The 14,483-nt window shown below is 75.8% G+C and carries 16 protein-coding genes, 1 tRNA gene and 1 riboswitch; of the genes, 13 read left to right on the top strand and 4 right to left on the bottom strand.

Annotated features, from left to right (window positions below; all coding sequences use genetic code 11):
- Positions 1-40: 40 nt before the first annotated feature.
- The 5 genes from ACUN9U_RS04805 (at position 41) to ACUN9U_RS04785 (ending at position 3,491) form a co-directional block, all read left to right on the top strand.
- Positions 41-754 (top strand): AzlC family ABC transporter permease, encoded by a 714-nt coding sequence (locus ACUN9U_RS04805; RefSeq protein WP_445483788.1) that lies wholly within the window; start codon positions 41-43, stop codon positions 752-754.
- A complete protein-coding gene (locus ACUN9U_RS04800; protein WP_445483787.1) occupies positions 751-1,083 on the top strand; it encodes an AzlD domain-containing protein in 333 nt (110 codons plus the stop codon). The genes ACUN9U_RS04805 and ACUN9U_RS04800 overlap by 4 nt, the downstream gene beginning before the upstream one ends.
- A gap of 165 nt (positions 1,084-1,248) precedes the next feature.
- Positions 1,249-2,343, top strand: a complete 1,095-nt coding sequence (locus ACUN9U_RS04795; RefSeq protein WP_445483786.1) for a DNA polymerase domain-containing protein — start codon at positions 1,249-1,251, stop codon at positions 2,341-2,343.
- Positions 2,344-2,491: 148 nt separating this feature from the next.
- Positions 2,492-2,713, top strand: coding sequence for a DUF6458 family protein (locus ACUN9U_RS04790; protein WP_445483785.1), 222 nt, complete (start codon positions 2,492-2,494; stop codon positions 2,711-2,713).
- Positions 2,714-2,801: 88 nt separating this feature from the next.
- On the top strand, positions 2,802-3,491 hold the full coding sequence (locus ACUN9U_RS04785; protein ID WP_445483784.1) for a hypothetical protein: 690 nt from the start codon (positions 2,802-2,804) through the stop codon (positions 3,489-3,491).
- 68 nt (positions 3,492-3,559) lie between these two features.
- Here ACUN9U_RS04785 and ACUN9U_RS04780 read toward each other — a convergent pair.
- Both ACUN9U_RS04780 and ACUN9U_RS04775 read right to left on the bottom strand, forming a co-directional pair.
- Positions 3,560-3,630: transfer RNA gene (locus ACUN9U_RS04780), tRNA-Gly, on the bottom strand.
- Between the two features lie 52 nt (positions 3,631-3,682).
- Entirely contained in the window at positions 3,683-5,092 is a 1,410-nt protein-coding gene (locus ACUN9U_RS04775) for a TonB-dependent receptor (protein WP_445483783.1), read from the bottom strand.
- 229 nt (positions 5,093-5,321) lie between these two features.
- Between ACUN9U_RS04775 and dcd the strand changes: the two genes are divergently transcribed.
- Positions 5,322-5,924: a dCTP deaminase gene (gene dcd / locus ACUN9U_RS04770; RefSeq protein ID WP_445483782.1), complete on the top strand. Its 603-nt coding sequence runs from the start codon at positions 5,322-5,324 to the stop codon at positions 5,922-5,924.
- A 12-nt stretch (positions 5,925-5,936) separates the two neighbouring features.
- Complete coding sequence (locus ACUN9U_RS04765; protein ID WP_445483781.1) at positions 5,937-6,944, top strand: hypothetical protein; 1,008 nt, start codon at positions 5,937-5,939, stop codon at positions 6,942-6,944.
- Between the two features lie 52 nt (positions 6,945-6,996).
- On the opposite strand, the gene ACUN9U_RS04760 is transcribed toward ACUN9U_RS04765, so the two are convergent.
- Entirely contained in the window at positions 6,997-7,164 is a 168-nt protein-coding gene (locus ACUN9U_RS04760) for a hypothetical protein (protein WP_445483780.1), read from the bottom strand.
- A gap of 15 nt (positions 7,165-7,179) precedes the next feature.
- Entirely contained in the window at positions 7,180-7,461 is a 282-nt protein-coding gene (locus ACUN9U_RS04755; RefSeq protein ID WP_139711091.1) for a DUF4235 domain-containing protein, read from the bottom strand.
- Positions 7,462-7,515: 54 nt separating this feature from the next.
- A riboswitch (TPP riboswitch) is annotated at positions 7,516-7,628 on the top strand.
- 68 nt (positions 7,629-7,696) lie between these two features.
- Between ACUN9U_RS04755 and ACUN9U_RS04750 the strand changes: the two genes are divergently transcribed.
- The 6 genes from ACUN9U_RS04750 (at position 7,697) to grpE (ending at position 14,458) form a co-directional block, all read left to right on the top strand.
- Positions 7,697-8,494: an ECF transporter S component gene (locus tag ACUN9U_RS04750; RefSeq protein ID WP_445483779.1), complete on the top strand. Its 798-nt coding sequence runs from the start codon at positions 7,697-7,699 to the stop codon at positions 8,492-8,494.
- Positions 8,495-8,501: 7 nt separating this feature from the next.
- Positions 8,502-10,160, top strand: coding sequence for an ABC transporter ATP-binding protein (locus tag ACUN9U_RS04745; RefSeq protein WP_445483778.1), 1,659 nt, complete (start codon positions 8,502-8,504; stop codon positions 10,158-10,160).
- Complete coding sequence (locus ACUN9U_RS04740; RefSeq protein WP_445483777.1) at positions 10,157-10,963, top strand: energy-coupling factor transporter transmembrane component T family protein; 807 nt, start codon at positions 10,157-10,159, stop codon at positions 10,961-10,963. Before ACUN9U_RS04745 ends, ACUN9U_RS04740 begins: the two co-directional genes overlap by 4 nt.
- 170 nt (positions 10,964-11,133) lie before the next feature.
- The gene (locus ACUN9U_RS04735; RefSeq protein WP_445483776.1) at positions 11,134-11,787 is read left to right on the top strand and encodes a GNAT family N-acetyltransferase; all 654 of its coding nucleotides are present in this window, start codon (positions 11,134-11,136) and stop codon (positions 11,785-11,787) included.
- Positions 11,788-11,948: 161 nt separating this feature from the next.
- Positions 11,949-13,820, top strand: coding sequence for a molecular chaperone DnaK (dnaK, locus tag ACUN9U_RS04730; RefSeq protein WP_445483775.1), 1,872 nt, complete (start codon positions 11,949-11,951; stop codon positions 13,818-13,820).
- Positions 13,817-14,458 carry a nucleotide exchange factor GrpE gene (grpE, locus tag ACUN9U_RS04725; RefSeq protein ID WP_445483774.1) on the top strand — a complete coding sequence of 214 codons (642 nt, stop codon included), beginning with the start codon at positions 13,817-13,819 and terminating at the stop codon, positions 14,456-14,458. The genes dnaK and grpE overlap by 4 nt, the downstream gene beginning before the upstream one ends.
- Positions 14,459-14,483: the final 25 nt, after the last annotated feature.

The following is a 14,483-nucleotide window of genomic DNA, read 5'->3' as shown; positions in this document are numbered from 1 at the left end:
TCCTGGCACCGTGTGTTCGTCATGCCGAACGGAAGGACCGGTGGACCGGCTCCAGCGGGGGCTGCGGGGCGTCGACCGCCGGCTCCTGCGCGACGTCGCCCTCGTCTGCGCCGCGGACGCCGTGGTCGGCCTCTCGTTCGGCGCCGTGGCGGTCGCCTCCGGGGTGCCGCTGTGGGTGCCGGTGCTCCTGTCCGTGGTCGTCTTCGCCGGCGCCAGCCAGTTCGTCTTCGTCGCCCTGCTCACGGGCGGCACCTCCCCGCTGGTCGCCACCGTCACCAGCGTCGCGCTCAACGCCCGCCTGGTGCCGCTGGGAATGGGGGTGGCCGACGTCGTGCCCCGCCGGGGCTGGCGCCGCCTGGCGGCCGCGCACCTGCTCACCGACGAGTCGGCGGCCTTCACCCTGCCGCGCAGCGACCCGGCTGAGCGGCGGGCGGCGTTCTGGCTCACCGGCGGGCTGCTGTTCGTGCTGTGGAACGCCGGGGTCGCCGCGGGTGCCGTGCTCGGGGGGACCGTGCTGGCCAGCGTCGACCCCGACGTCCTCGGGCTCGACGCCGCCTTCCCCGCGGTGCTGCTGGCGCTGCTGGCGCCCGCGCTGCGCACCACCGCCGACCGGCGGACCGCCCTGGCGGGAGCCGTCGTGGCGGTGGCCGCCGTGCCCGTGCTGCCGGCGGGGCTGCCCGCCGTCGCCGCGGTGCTGGGCGTGCTGGCGGGACGCCCGGGCTGCACCACCGCTCCCCGCGGAGGGCGGCGGTGACCTGGGGGACGCAGCACTGGGTGGCGCTGGGGGTGCTCGCCGTCGCGACGCTCGCCCTGCGCCTGGTCGGGCCGTGGCTCGCCGCCCGGCTGCGCGGCGGGCCCAGGGCCGAGAGCACCGACGCGCTGCTCGCGGCGATCGCCGTCGCCGTGCTCGCCGGGCTGGTGGTCACGCAGGCGCTCTTCGACGGGCGCGAGGCCGCGGGCTGGGCGCGCCCGCTCGGCGTCGTCGTCGCCGGCGTGCTCGTCTGGCGCAGGGCGCCCTTCCTCGTGGTGGTGCTGGCCGCGACCGCCGCCACGGCGCTGCTGCGCCTGCTCGGCCTGCCCTGACCCGCCCTGCCCCTCCGCGCTCCCCGCGGCACGTGCGCCAACGCTGGCCCTCCTTCTCGCACTCCCCTCGGAGAGCGCGAGAAGGGCGGGGGCGGGTTGGGCACGTGTGGTGGAAAGTGCGCGTCAGGGGTGCGGCGGGGCGGCCCGGCGGCGCAGAGTGCAGGCGTGGCAGCCAAGGCAGCGGCGGAAGAGCTCGACGTCGACGGCGTCGCCGTGAGGTTCACCAGCCCCGACAAGGTCGTCTTCCCCGCCCTGGGCGCGGGCGGCGGCACCAAGCGGCACCTCGTGGACTACTACCGCGCCGTCGCGCAGCGCGGCGAGGACGGCGAGCTCGGCCCCCTCGTGCGCGCCCTGCTCGACAGGCCGACGTACGTGCAGCGCTTCCCCGACGGGGTGGACGGCGAGGAGGTCTACCAGAAGCGCGTCCCTCCGCACGCGCCGCCGTACGTGCGCACCACCCGGGTCACCTTCCCCTCGGGGCGCCACGCCGACGCCATGCGCGTCGACGCCGCAGCGCCCGTGGTGTGGGCGGCGCAGATGTCCACCGTGACCTTCCACCCCTGGCCCACGCGGGCCTCCGACACCGACCCCGACGCCGTCGAGCACCCCGACGAGCTGCGCATCGACCTCGACCCCCAGCCCGGCACCGGCTTCGCCGAGGCGCGCGCGGTCGCGCTCGACGTCGTCCACCCCCTGCTCGAGGAGCTCGGGTACGCGGGGTTCCCCAAGACCTCCGGCGGCCGCGGCGTGCACGTCTACGTGCGCATCGAGCCGCGCTGGGAGATCAAGCAGGTCAGGACGGCGGCCATCGCCCTCGCCCGCGAGGTGGAGCGGCGCGCCGGCGGCCGCGTCACCACCGCGTGGTGGAAGGAGCAGCGCACGCAGGCGATCTTCGTGGACTACAACCAGAACGCCCGCGACCACACCATCGCCTCGGCGTACTCCGTGCGGCGCACGCCCCGGGCCACCGTGTCCACGCCGGTGACGTGGGCGGAGCTGGCCGACGTCGAGCCGGACGACCTGACGATGGCGACGGTCCCCGCCCTGCTGGCGCGCCGCGGCGACCCGATGCGCGCCCTCGACGACGTCGCCCACGACCTCACCCCGCTGCTCGAGATGGCCGAGCGCGACGCCGCGGCCGGCGAGGGCGAGATGCCGTTCCCGCCCAACCACCCCAAGCAGGAGGGCGAGCCCAAGCGGGTGCAGCCCAGCCGCGACAGGGCCCGCCCGGGCGGTCCGGACGACCCCTCCCGGACCTGAGCCCTGGACCGCAGCCGAGCGCCTGGCTGCGCTCCCGAGGGGGCTGGAACGGCGACCGGGCGCTCGGCTGCGGTGCGGGGGAGGGCCGTCCGGGTGAGGGGGGCCGGCTCGGATCGCGGTGCGCGGCGCCGTCCCCACCATCGAGCCCATGGGACTCGGAACGGGCATCTTCCTGCTGGTCGTCGGCGCGATCCTCGCGTTCGCGGTGCGCGACGGCGTGAGCGGGGTCGACCTCACCGCCGTCGGCTGGATCTGCATGGGCGCGGGCGCGCTCTCGCTCGTCCTGGTGCTGGCGCTGGGCCGGCGCCGCACCCGCGCGGCGAGCACCACCTACGTCGAGCGCCACGACGGCGTGCCGCCGGGGGCCTGACCCCGCGGGTGCCTCGCGGGCGGGCGGGCCGCCTGCCCCGCACGTAGCGTGGCGGTGCGCCCGACCACCCGCGAGGAGAGTGACCACGATGGGCTTCCTGGACCGCCTGCTCGGCCGCGAGGACCGCTCCGCCGGCCGGCGCCCGGCGACGGGGTACGGACCCGCGACGACCTACCCGCCGGCTCCCGGCCACCGCCAGCCCGGCGGCCGGCAGCAGCCGCCGGTGAGCGAGGACGAGCGCGCGGTGGAGCGCTACCGCTACCTCTTGCGCACCGCGCCGCCCGAGCAGGTCGAGCAGGCCCACGCCGAGGCCTTCGCGCGGCTCACGCCGCAGCAGCGCCGGCAGGTCCTCGCCGAGCTCGGCAGCCAGGTGCCCGCGCACGAGCGGGCCCGCACCGACGACCCGCGCGACCTGGCCCGCATGGCCACCCGCGCCGAGATGAGGCAGCCGGGCACGCTCGAGCGCAGCTTCTCCGGCGGCGGGACGGGCGGCCGCGGTCCCGGCATGGGCGCCGTCATCGGCGGCAGCCTGCTGGCCAGCGTCGCGGGCGCCTTCATCGGCACGGCCGTGGCCGGCGCGATGTTCGACGCCTTCGACGGGAACGACTACGCCGAGGGCTTCGAGGACGGCGCCCAGGCCGACATGGCCGCTGACGGCGGGGACCAGGGGTACGACGGCGGCGGCTACGACGACGCGGGCTCCGGGGGCTTCGACGGCGGGGGCTTCGACGGCGGCGGCGACTTCGGCGGCGACTTCGGGGGCGACTTCGACATCTGACCCGCCGGCCACCCGCCACGACGGCGAAGGCCCCCGCTCACCGAGCGGGGGCCTTCGTGGTGCTGACGAGCGGACGACGGGAATCGAACCCGCGCTATCAGCTTGGGAAGCTGAAGTTCTACCATTGAACTACGTCCGCGTGACGCTCTGGGGAACGTCCGCCACCAGGGTAGCAAGCGCCGGCGCGGGCCTCAGACGCCGTCCCGCCTGTAGCCGAAGAACGACCGCTTGCAGATGAGCTCCGCGACCTCGGTGGGCACCATGTCCTGCCAGGACTCGTCGTGCGCCGCGATCCGCTTGAGCACGTCGCGGGACAGGATGGACAGGTAGTCGGGGTTGAAGTCGGCCAGGTGCACGAAGCTGCCGCGCCCCGACAGGTAGTCGAACAGCGGCTGCAGCTGCTCGCCCACCTGCACGTCCTCCACCGTGACGACCTCGCCCGTCTCGAGGTCGCGCTTGGGGTAGACGAAGAGCTTGAGGTCGTTCTTGAGCAGCCGCCCCCAGCTCTCCAGCAGCCCGCCCGGCAGGTGGGCGTGCGTCTTCTCGTCGAAGAGCACCTCCAGGCTGGGCAGCCCCATGACCATGCCGATGCGCTCGGACGTGCGCGCCTGCAGGTAGGCGGCCAGGCGGTGGTAGTCGGCGAAGGTGGAGATGAGCACCGTGCTGCCGGTGGCCGACAGCAGGTCGGCGCGGGCCAGGAAGTCGCGCCGGTCCACCTTGGACCCGCCCGCCAGCAGGTTGCTCATGGTGAGCTCGGTGAGGGCCAGGACCTCCTTGCCGGCCACGGCGGGGTCCTTGGCGAACTCGCGCCGGGCGCACTCGAGCATGTCGATGTTGACGTGCGTCGGCGGCCGGAAGCTGCCGCGCTCCACGAGCACGGGCCGCTTGCGCAGCGCCTCGGAGGGCTGGAGCACCTCGCGGTCGGCGCCGAACATCGCCACCCCGGACAGGCCCAGGTGGACCAGCTGCAGGGCCATGAGGCGGTTGTCCACGCTGCGGAACTCGATGCCCGAGAACTTGATCATGTCGACCTCGATCCGCCCCGTGCTGAGGCGGTCGAGCAGGCTGGAGACGACCTGGTCGGGCTCGGCGCGCTCGAAGAAGGCGGCGTGCAGGAGGTTGACCCCGACGATGCCGAGGGCCTCCTGCTGCTGCGCGGCGTCGTCGTCGAGCATCCGCACGTGGATGACGATCTCGTTGGGCTCGTCCTCGGGGTGGGCCTGGAAGCGCACGCCCATCCACCCGTGGCACTCGTTGCCGCCGCGGTAGCTGCGCGCCACCACGGTGTCGGCGAAGGCGAAGAAGCAGGTGTCGTCGCCGCGGGCCTCGGAGAGGCGCTCGACGTTCAGCGTGTACTCGTGGTCGAGCATCGCCTGGAGCCGGCCCAGGGAGACGTAGCGGTCCGAGCGTCCGTACACGGCGTCGGAGACGGCCATGTCGTACGCGGACATGGTCTTGGCGATGGTGCCGGCGGCCCCACCGGCGCGGAAGAACCACCGCGCGACCTCCTGGCCGGCGCCGATCTCGGCGATCGTCCCGTACCAGCGCGGGTCCAGGTTGATCCGCAGCGCCTTCTGGAGGGTGTCCTCCCCGACGTCCATGCCGCCCATCCCGTCGTCCCGTCCGTCCCCCGGGACCCAGCTGGGACCCGGACCTCGCTGCGAGCGGTCGCCATCGACTCAGCACCTGACGGCACCGATGATGGCGGGCCCGAGGCGTCCCGACCACCTCTCCCAGTGGATCCGGGGGTGGCGGTCCGGTGCCCTGGCCGTGTCATCGGCGCGTCGGGACGGCGACTGGAGCCCTGTCGCGGCCCACTACCGTGTCCGGGTGCTGCTCTCCGACCGCGACCTCCACGCCGAGGTCCAGGCCGGTCGTGTCGTGCTCGAGCCGTGGGACCCCGCGATGGTGCAGCCCTCCAGCATCGACGTGCGCCTCGACCGCTACTTCCGCCTCTTCGACAACCACAAGTACGCCGTCATCGACCCCTCCCAGGAGCAGCCGGAGCTCACCCGGCTCGTCGAGGTGGAGCGCGGGGAGGCCTTCGTCCTGCACCCCGGGGAGTTCGTCCTCGCCTCGACCTACGAGGCGATCACCGTCCCCGACGACCTGGCGGTGCGCGTCGAGGGCAAGAGCTCCACGGGGCGGCTGGGTCTGGTGACCCACTCCACGGCGGGCTTCGTCGACCCGGGCTTCTCCGGGCACATCACGCTGGAGCTGGCCAACGTGGCCACGCTGCCGATCAAGCTGTGGCCCGGCATGAAGATCGGCCAGCTCTGCTTCTTCAGGCTGTCGAGCCCGGCCGAGCACCCCTACGGCAGCGCCCGCTACGGATCGCGCTACCAGGGCCAGCGCGGACCGACGGCGTCCCGCTCCTACCTCAACTTCCACCTCACGGACGTCAGCGCGGGCTCGCCCGCCGCCGGCGCCTGACCGGCGCCCGCCGTGTCCTCCCTCGTGCTCGGGCGCGACGCCGGGCGCGCGCTGGCCGGGCACCACCTGCTCCTGCTGCCCGGGGAGCTGCCGGAGGCCGTCGTGCTGGCGCTCGTGCGGGCGCGCCACCCCGACGTCGTCGCGGTGGGCGGCGGCACGTGGCGGCTGGGCCGCTGGACCACGCTGCGCGGGCCGCTGCTGCTCGACGCCGCCGCGGCCGCGGGGTCGGCGGTGCCCGACCCGTGGCGCTGCGCATGGGTGCTCGAGTGCCCCGTGGAGCGCGGCGAGCCCCCGCTGCCCGGCACCTCCGACCGGGAGGGGCTGCACCGCGCCTTCCATGAGGGCCTGCCCGTCCTGGCCGAGCGCCGGGCGCTCGACCTGGCCCTGGCCCTGGCGCGCCGGCTCGAGGGCGCCGTGAGGGTGGCGGCGCAGCCCTCCGGCCGGGGCTGGGCGCTGCTGCGCCCGGACCCCCTGTCCTGGGTCGACAGGACCGTCCTGAGCCCCACCTGGGTGGCGCCCGAGGAGGCGCTCGCGGTGGCCCGCCGGGCCGTGCCCGAGGCCGAGCTGGCGGTGGAGGGGACGGCGTGGGAGGGCCTGCCGCCGGAGGCCCTGCTCGCCCTGGAGGCCACCCCCGAGGACGACGCACCGCCGCCCGGGGAGCGCGAGGCGCTGCACCGCGCCGCGGACGCCAGCGACGCCGCAGCAGCCGCCAGCGCGGACGTGCTGGACGCCTACGCCCTCGTGGTCGCCCTGCCCGGCGGCGGGGTGGTGCAGCTGGAGGTGGCGGGGGCCGCCGAGCCGCCGCCGGTGCTGCACGGGGTGCCCTGGGCGGCCGCGGCGGTCACCTACAGCGCCGTCTGGTGGCCCGAGGACCCCGCCGCCGCCGAGCACGAGCAGCCCGCTCCGGACGTGCGGCTCGCGAGGGCCCGCGCCGGCACCGTCATCGAGGCCCTCACCGACGCGCTCGCCCAGGAGGTCGGCGGCGTGGTGGTCGACGCCGACGGCTTCCCCCTGGCCTGACCCCCACGGCCGAGCCGTCGCCCCGCTCAGCGGCGGTCGGCCGCCGGCGCCCTCACAGGAGCACCTCGCCCAGCCAGCGCAGGACAGGACGGACCACCAGTGCCAGGACGGGCGCGGCGGCGCCCAGCATCCCCAGCACGACGACCCCGGCGACGGCGCGCGCCAGCAGCGACGGGCGCCCAGCCCCGGGGTCGCGCAGCGACCTCAGCAAGCCGTCCACGCGGGTCCGCGGCGCTCAGCCGCTGACGTCCTGCAGCTTCTTGGGCAGGTGCCCCGCGCTCTTCTCGTAGAACTTCGCCGCCTGGCGGGTGGCGAGCATGCGCACCACGCCCACGAGGGCCCCGGACACGACGGCCCAGCCCACGGCCTCCGCCAGCGCCACCTGAGGGCTCAGCGGGTTGGCGGGGGGCTGCTTGCCGGTGGCCAGCACCCAGAGCTTCTTGATGACGGAGCGCGCGGCCGACTGCGCCGCCAGGCCGCTCCCCGTGCCGAGCACGGTCCACACGAGGTTTCCCACGCCCCCACCCTCCCAAGCGCGCTGGGAGCCGTCCAGCGGAGGGCGTAGGGTTGCGCCGATCGACAGGGGAGCGCCGACCTCGCGGGAGGCGCTGAGAGTGCGGGTGACCGCAGACCCTCGAACCTGATCCGGCTCGCACCGGCGTAGGGAGTCGAGCTTTCTGCCGCTCCGAGCCGTCCGCCCGCGGACGGCCCGGTCCGGCACCCCTCCTCGCGACCCAGCTGGGAGGCACCCGATGAGCACCGCCGAGAAGTCCCTGCACACCGCCGGACCCGCGCCCTCGCGCCGCGCCGGCCTCCTGCCCACCGCCGCCGCCGGCCTCGCCGTCGTCGTCCTGGCCGCCCTGCTGTGGTGGCGCGTCGCCGCCTCCCCCGACGGCGGCCCGACCGCTGGCGCGCTGGTCGGCGTGCTCACGCTCGTGCTCGGCCTGCTGGCGCTGGTGGGCTGGCGCACCGCGCCGCGCCGCTCGTGGCGCGTGGTCGACATCGTCGTCGCCGCCGTGCTCGGCGTGGCCATGGGACTGGTCTTCACCGTGTGGAACCTCGGCTGGGCCCCGGTCTCCGGCGCTCTGGCGTTCTTCCCCCCGGCGTCCGCGCTGCTGGTCGGGGTGTGGCTGAGCGCCGGCGTGGTGGGCGGGCTCGTGGTCCGCAAGCCCGGCGCGGCGCTCTTCGTGGAGCTGGTCGCGGCCGTGGTCTCCGCGCTGGTCGGCAACCAGTGGGGCTTCGCCACCGTCTGGTACGGCCTGCTGCAGGGCCTGGGCGCCGAGGTCGTGCTGGCCGTGCTGCTCTACCGCCAGTGGGGCGTGGTCGCCGCGGTCGAGGCCGGCGCCGGGGCCGGCGTCGTCGTGGGCATCCTCGACACGACCCTCTACTACCCGGAGTTCGTGCTCGGCTGGAAGGTCGCCTACGGGGCCTTCGCCGTCGTGTCCGGGATCGTCATCGCCGGGCTCGGCGGCTGGGCGCTGACCCGGGCCCTCGCCCGCACCGGGGCGCTGGCACCGCTGGCGTCGGGCCGCGGCGCCGAGCGCGTCTGACCCGCCGGTGGCGTCCGGCCCGCTGCTGCGCGCCCGCGGCTGGGGGTGGCGCTGGGGCGCGCGCCGCGCCCACGCGGTGCGCGGCCTCGACCTCGACGTCGAGGCGGGCGAGCGCGTCCTGCTCCTCGGGGCGTCCGGAGCCGGCAAGTCCACGCTGCTGGCCGGGGTCGCGGGGCTGCTCGACGGCGGGCCGGACGGCACCGGTGAGGCCGAGGGCCAGCTGCTCCTGGACGGCGTCCCGACCGCCGAGGCCCGCCTGCGGGCGGTCTCGGCGGGCGCCGGGCGGGCCCGCACCGGTCTGCTGCTGCAGGACCCGCAGGCCCAGACCGTCCTCGCCCGCGTCGGCGACGACGTCGCCTTCGGCCTGGAGAACCACGGCGTGCCCGCTGAGAGGATCTGGCCGCGCGTCGAGGCCGCGCTGGCCGGCGTGGGGCTCTCCCTCCCTCGCCAGCACCCCACGGCGCACCTGTCCGGCGGCCAGCGCCAGCGCCTGGCGCTGGCCGGGGTGCTCGCCCTGGAGCCGCAGCTGCTCCTGCTCGACGAGCCGACGGCCATGCTCGACCCCGAGGGCGCTGCCCGGCTGCGCGACGTCGTCGCCCAGCGGCTGTCCGCCACCGGCGCCGGGTGCCTGCTGGTCGAGCACCGGGTGGACCTGTGGGTGGACCTCGTGGACCGGGTCGTGGTCCTGGCCCCCGGCGGCGGCGTGCTCGCCGACGGAGCGGTCGCGCGCGTCCTCGCGCAGCGCGGCGCCGAGCTGGCCGCAGGCGGCGTCTGGGTGCCGGGACACCACCCCGCTCCCGCAGCGGCCCCCGCCCCGGCGCGACCCGCCGGCGCCCACCAGGGGCTCCGGCACCGCGGCGCCCCTGGAGCGGGGGTGCCCCTGCTGTCCCTGGACGACGTCGCGGTGGGGCGGAGCAGGAGCGGCGCTCCGGTGCTCAGCGGGGTGACCGCGACGGTCAGCGCCGGCACTGTGACGGCGGTGCGCGGGGCCAACGGCGCGGGGAAGTCGACCCTGGCCCTGGCGGTCGCCGGCCTCGTGCCGCCGGTGGCCGGCCGCGTGCGCGCCGAGGCGGCGCTGCTCGGGGACCCGCCACCCGCACCCGCGCGACGCCGGTGGCGCGACCGCCGCACCGCGCCGGCCGCGGACGACCCCGCCCGCTGGGCGCCGCGCGACCTCGTGGCCCGGGTGGGCTCGGTCTTCCAGGACCCCCGCCACCAGTTCGTGGCGCAGACCGTGGCCGACGAGCTGGCCGTCGGGCCCCGGCGCCTGGGCCTGCCCGAGCCCGAGGTCGCCGGGCGCGTCGACGAGCTGCTGGGGCGCCTGCGCCTGGACCACCTCGCCCGCGCCAACCCCTTCACGCTGTCCGGCGGGGAGCAGCGCCGCCTGTCCGTGGCCACCGCCCTGGCCACGCGCCCCCGCCTCCTCGTGCTCGACGAGCCGACCTTCGGGCAGGACGCCCGCACCTGGTCGGAGCTGGTGTCCCTGCTCGCGGCCCTCCGCGACGAGGGCGCCGCGGTGCTCGCCGCCACCCACGACGACGCGCTGTGCGAGGCGCTGGCCGGCGCCACGTGGTCGGTGGGCGGCGGTCGCGTGCTCGTCGAGCCGCGCCGGTCCGGTGCGGCGGGCGCGCCCGGACGGACCGGCCGCGCCGAGGGCGCCGCGTGAGCGCGGGACTGCTCGACGCGGGGGCGGTGCGGCCGACGCCGCTGAGCCGCGCCAACCCCGTGGCGAAGCTGGCCGTGGCCACGGTGCTCGCCGTCGTCCTGCTGCTGTCGGTGGACGTGGTGACGGCCGGCACGGCCGTGGCGCTGGAGCTGCTGGCCCTGCCCCTGGTGGGCCTGGGTGCCGCCGGGCTGGCGCAGCGCAGCGCGCTGCTGGCGCTGGCGGCGGTGCCCACGGCGGTGCTGACGGCGCTCGTGGGGGTCGACTCCGGCCCGGTGCTCCTGGCCGCCGGGCCGCTGAGCGTGACCAGCGGCTCCCTGGAGGCCGGCGCCGCCGTCGGCCTGCGCGTCGTGGCGATCGCGCTGCCCGGCGTGGTCCTGCTCGCCACCACCGACCCCACCGACCTCGGCGACGCCCTCGCGCAGGTGCTGCGCCTGCCCGCGCGGTTCGTGCTGGCGGCCCTGGCGGCCTTCCGCGTGGTGGACGTGCTGGGCGAGGAGTGGCGGCAGCTGGCGCTGGCCCGGCGCGCTCGGGGGCTCGGCGGGGGCGGTGCGGTGGCCGGCGCGCGCGACGTCGCCGGCCGCACGTTTGTGCTGCTGGTCATCGCCGTGCGCCGCGCGACCGTGCTGGCCACGGCCATGGAGGCGCGCGGCTTCGGCGCGGGGCCGGCCGACCAGCGCACCTGGGCGCGCCCCAGCAGGATGCGCCGCGCCGACTGGGCCGTGGTGGCGGGCGGGGTGCTGCTCGCGGGGCTGGCCACGGCGGCGGGGGTCGCAGCGGGCACCTGGCGGCTGCTGCTCACCTGACCGCCGGTGGCGCCGTGGCCGCGCGACGCCGTGATGAGACCGTGACCCGAGGCGACCTGTCGCAGGCGATCCCGTCGGGCGCGCCATTACCACGGCCGCCGGGGGCGACGACACACGCGCGTCACACACGCGCAACCGCCCCGGAAACCTCGCGGGTCAACCTCCTGCCTGTGAGCGCAGAGACCGTGATGACCCGAGTGCCGGCCCTGCGGGCGGCCGCCCGCCCCGCCGCGCCCGAGCCGGCCCTGAGCGCGGCGCCGAGCGCGGCCCTGCTGGCGCAGCCGTGGACCTTCGTGGCGGGCGGTCAGCGCCTGCTGGTCCGGCCGGCCCGCGCGCAGGACCTGCCGGTCCTGGCCTCCCTGCTGGTGCGCTGCTCGCCGACCACCCGCCTGGGGTGGTCCGGCCGGGGCGGCACGGTGCTCCCCCTGGCCCAGCAGGAGGCCTGGCTGCGCGAGCCGGGCGCCGTCGTCGTCGAGGCCTCCCCGGGCCGTGCGGTGGCCGTGGGCGCGCTGCGACCGGCCACCTGCACCGGCCAGGACGACCCCATCGCGGGCGCCGTCGAGGTGCTCGTGCAGGACTCCTGGCAGCGGCGCGGCATCGGCTCGGCCCTGGTCGCCCACTTCGCCGGGGCGCTGCTCGTCTCCGGGCGCACCGAGCTGCAGGTGCACCCCGACGCCGACCCGGTGGCGGCCCAGGCGCTGCTGTCGGGCCTGGGCGCCCGGGTGCGCGGCCAGCGGCACGCCCACGGCCGCTGCCCGCGCGTGCACGTGCCGCGCACGGCCGTCGACTCCCTGGGCCCGCTGCGGGAGCTGTCCTACCGCTGACGCCCGCTGCGGCGCAGCCCGGCGTCATCGGGAACACACGGCGCCCCCTGGGGGTTGAGTGAGGCAGGCTCAAGTACGGCACCCCGCGTTCGACAGAGCGGAGCGGGCGCGCAAGACTTGAGCGGCACTCACTCAGCAGTCTGCTCTCAGGAGGAACCACCATGGCCCGAGCGGTCGGCATCGACCTCGGCACCACCAACTCCGTGGTCGCGGTGCTGGAGGGCGGTGAGCCCACCGTCATCGCCAACGCCGAGGGCGGTCGCACCACGCCGTCCGTCGTCGCGTTCGCCAAGTCCGGCGAGCCGCTGGTCGGCGAGATCGCCAAGCGCCAGGCGGTCACCAACGTCGACAGGACGATCTCGTCGGTCAAGCGCCACATGGGCACGAGCTGGACGCAGACCGTCGACGACAAGAAGTACACGGCGCAGGAGATCTCCGCGCGCGTGCTGCAGAAGCTCAAGCGCGACGCCGAGGAGTACCTCGGCGAGCCGGTGACCGACGCCGTCATCACCGTGCCGGCGTACTTCAACGACGCCCAGCGCACCGCCACCAAGGAGGCGGGCGAGATCGCCGGCCTCAACGTGCTGCGCATCATCAACGAGCCGACCGCGGCGGCCCTGGCCTACGGCCTGGACAAGGGCAAGGAGGACGAGCTCATCCTCGTCTTCGACCTCGGCGGCGGCACCTTCGACGTCTCCCTGCTCGAGGTGGGCAAGGACGCCGAGGACGGGTTCTCCACCATCCAGGTGCGCGCCACCTCCGGCGACAACCACCTCGGTGGTGACGACTGGGACGCCGCCATCCGCGACTGGCTGGTCAAGCAGGTCAAGAACAAGGAGGGCGTCGACCTCTCCAAGGACAAGATCGCGATGCAGCGCCTGCGCGAGGCCGCCGAGCAGGCCAAGAAGGAGCTCTCCTCCGCGACGAGCACCAGCATCAGCCTGCAGTACCTCTCGATGACCGAGAACGGCCCGGTCCACCTCGACGAGAAGCTCACCCGCGCCGCCTTCGAGGACATGACGCGCTCCCTGCTGGAGCGCACCAAGGCCCCGTTCAACGCGGTCATCAAGGACGCCGACGTCAAGCTCGGCGACATCGACCACGTGGTCATGGTCGGCGGCTCCACCCGCATGCCCGCCGTCGCCGAGGTCGTGCGCGAGCTGACCGGCGGCAAGGAGCCCAACCGCGGCGTCAACCCCGACGAGGTCGTGGCCGTCGGCGCCGCCCTGCAGGCCGGCGTCCTCAAGGGCGAGCGCAAGGACGTCCTGCTCATCGACGTCACGCCGCTGAGCCTGGGCATCGAGACCAAGGGCGGGGTGATGACCAAGCTCATCGAGCGCAACACGGCCATCCCGACCAAGCGGTCGGAGGTCTTCACCACCGCCGACGACAACCAGCCGTCGGTGCTCATCCAGGTCTACCAGGGCGAGCGCCAGCTCGTGCGCGACAACAAGGCGCTGGGCACCTTCGACCTGACGGGCATCGCCCCCGCCCCTCGCGGCGTGCCGCAGATCGAGGTCACCTTCGACATCGACGCCAACGGCATCGTGCACGTCTCGGCGAAGGACCGCGGCACCGGCAAGGAGCAGCGCATGACGATCTCCGGGGGCAGCGCGCTGTCCAAGGAGGACATCGAGCGCATGGTCAAGGACGCCGAGGCCCACGCCGAGGAGGACGCCAAGCGCCGCGAGGAGGCCGAGGTCCGCAACTCCGCGGAGCAGCTGGCCTACTCCACCGAGAAGTTCGTCTCGGACAACACCGACAAGCTCCCCGAGGAGGGCGTCACCAAGGTGCGCACCGCCATCGCCGAGCTGAGGACGGCGCTGGAGGGCGACGACACCGCCGCGGTCAAGGCCAAGCAGGAGGAGCTGGCCAGGGTCAGCCAGGAGCTCGGCTCCGCCCTGTACAGCCAGGAGGACGCCGGCGCGACCGGCGGGTCCTCCACCGGCGCTGCGGGCACCTCCTCGACGGCCGCCGCGGACGACGTGGTGGACGCCGAGGTCGTCGACGACGACAGCGAGGGCCGCAAGTGACCGCTGGAGCCCAGCAGCCCCAGCACCCCGAGGAGCCGGTGGTCGTGCGCGACAGGCGCCGCCTCGACCCCGAGACCGGTGCGGTGCGCACCCCGGCCGGGGACCCGCAGGTCCCCGGCGCGGGGGGCGCCCCCGCCGCCGACGGGCTCGAGGAGGACCTGGCCGTCGAGCGCGAGGACCAGCAAGGCGTCACCGACGTCACCGACGAGCTCGCGGCCTCCCTGGCGCTGGCCGAGGAGCGCCTCGGCGACCTGCAGCGCCTGCAGGCGGAGTACGTCAACTACCGCCGCCGGGTCGACAGGGACCGGGACGTGGCGCGCAGCACGGCCACCACGAGCCTGCTGGAGGCGCTGCTGCCGGTCCTGGACGACGTGGAGCTGGCCCGCCAGCACGGCGACCTCCAGGGCGGTCCGTTCGCGTCCATCAGCGACAAGCTGGAGGCGGCCCTGGGCCGCTTCGGGCTCTCGCGCTACGGGCAGGTCGGCGAGCCGTTCGACCCCGCCGTGCACGAGGCGCTGATGCACGCCGAGAGCGCGGAGGTCACCGAGACGGTGGTGACCACCGTGCTGCAGCCCGGCTACAAGGTGGGGGAGAAGGTGCTGCGTCCCGCCCGGGTCGCCGTGACCTCCCCCGCCTGACCACCCACCAGACCGACCCGCGCCC

The organism is Quadrisphaera sp. KR29 (assembly GCF_052644995.1).
The sequence above is the reverse complement of the archived record's forward strand: the minus strand, read 5'-3'. Positions and strand labels throughout refer to the sequence as shown.

Coding starts and splice junctions, on each gene's coding strand:
- ACUN9U_RS04775 (WP_445483783.1), bottom strand. CDS start 5,092: ATGGACGTCGGGGAGGACACCCTCCAGAAGGCGCTGCGGATCAACCTG.
- ACUN9U_RS04785 (WP_445483784.1), top strand. CDS start 2,802: ATGGGCTTCCTGGACCGCCTGCTCGGCCGCGAGGACCGCTCCGCCGGC.
- ACUN9U_RS04790 (WP_445483785.1), top strand. CDS start 2,492: ATGGGACTCGGAACGGGCATCTTCCTGCTGGTCGTCGGCGCGATCCTC.
- dnaK (WP_445483775.1), top strand. CDS start 11,949: ATGGCCCGAGCGGTCGGCATCGACCTCGGCACCACCAACTCCGTGGTC.
- ACUN9U_RS04750 (WP_445483779.1), top strand. CDS start 7,697: ATGAGCACCGCCGAGAAGTCCCTGCACACCGCCGGACCCGCGCCCTCG.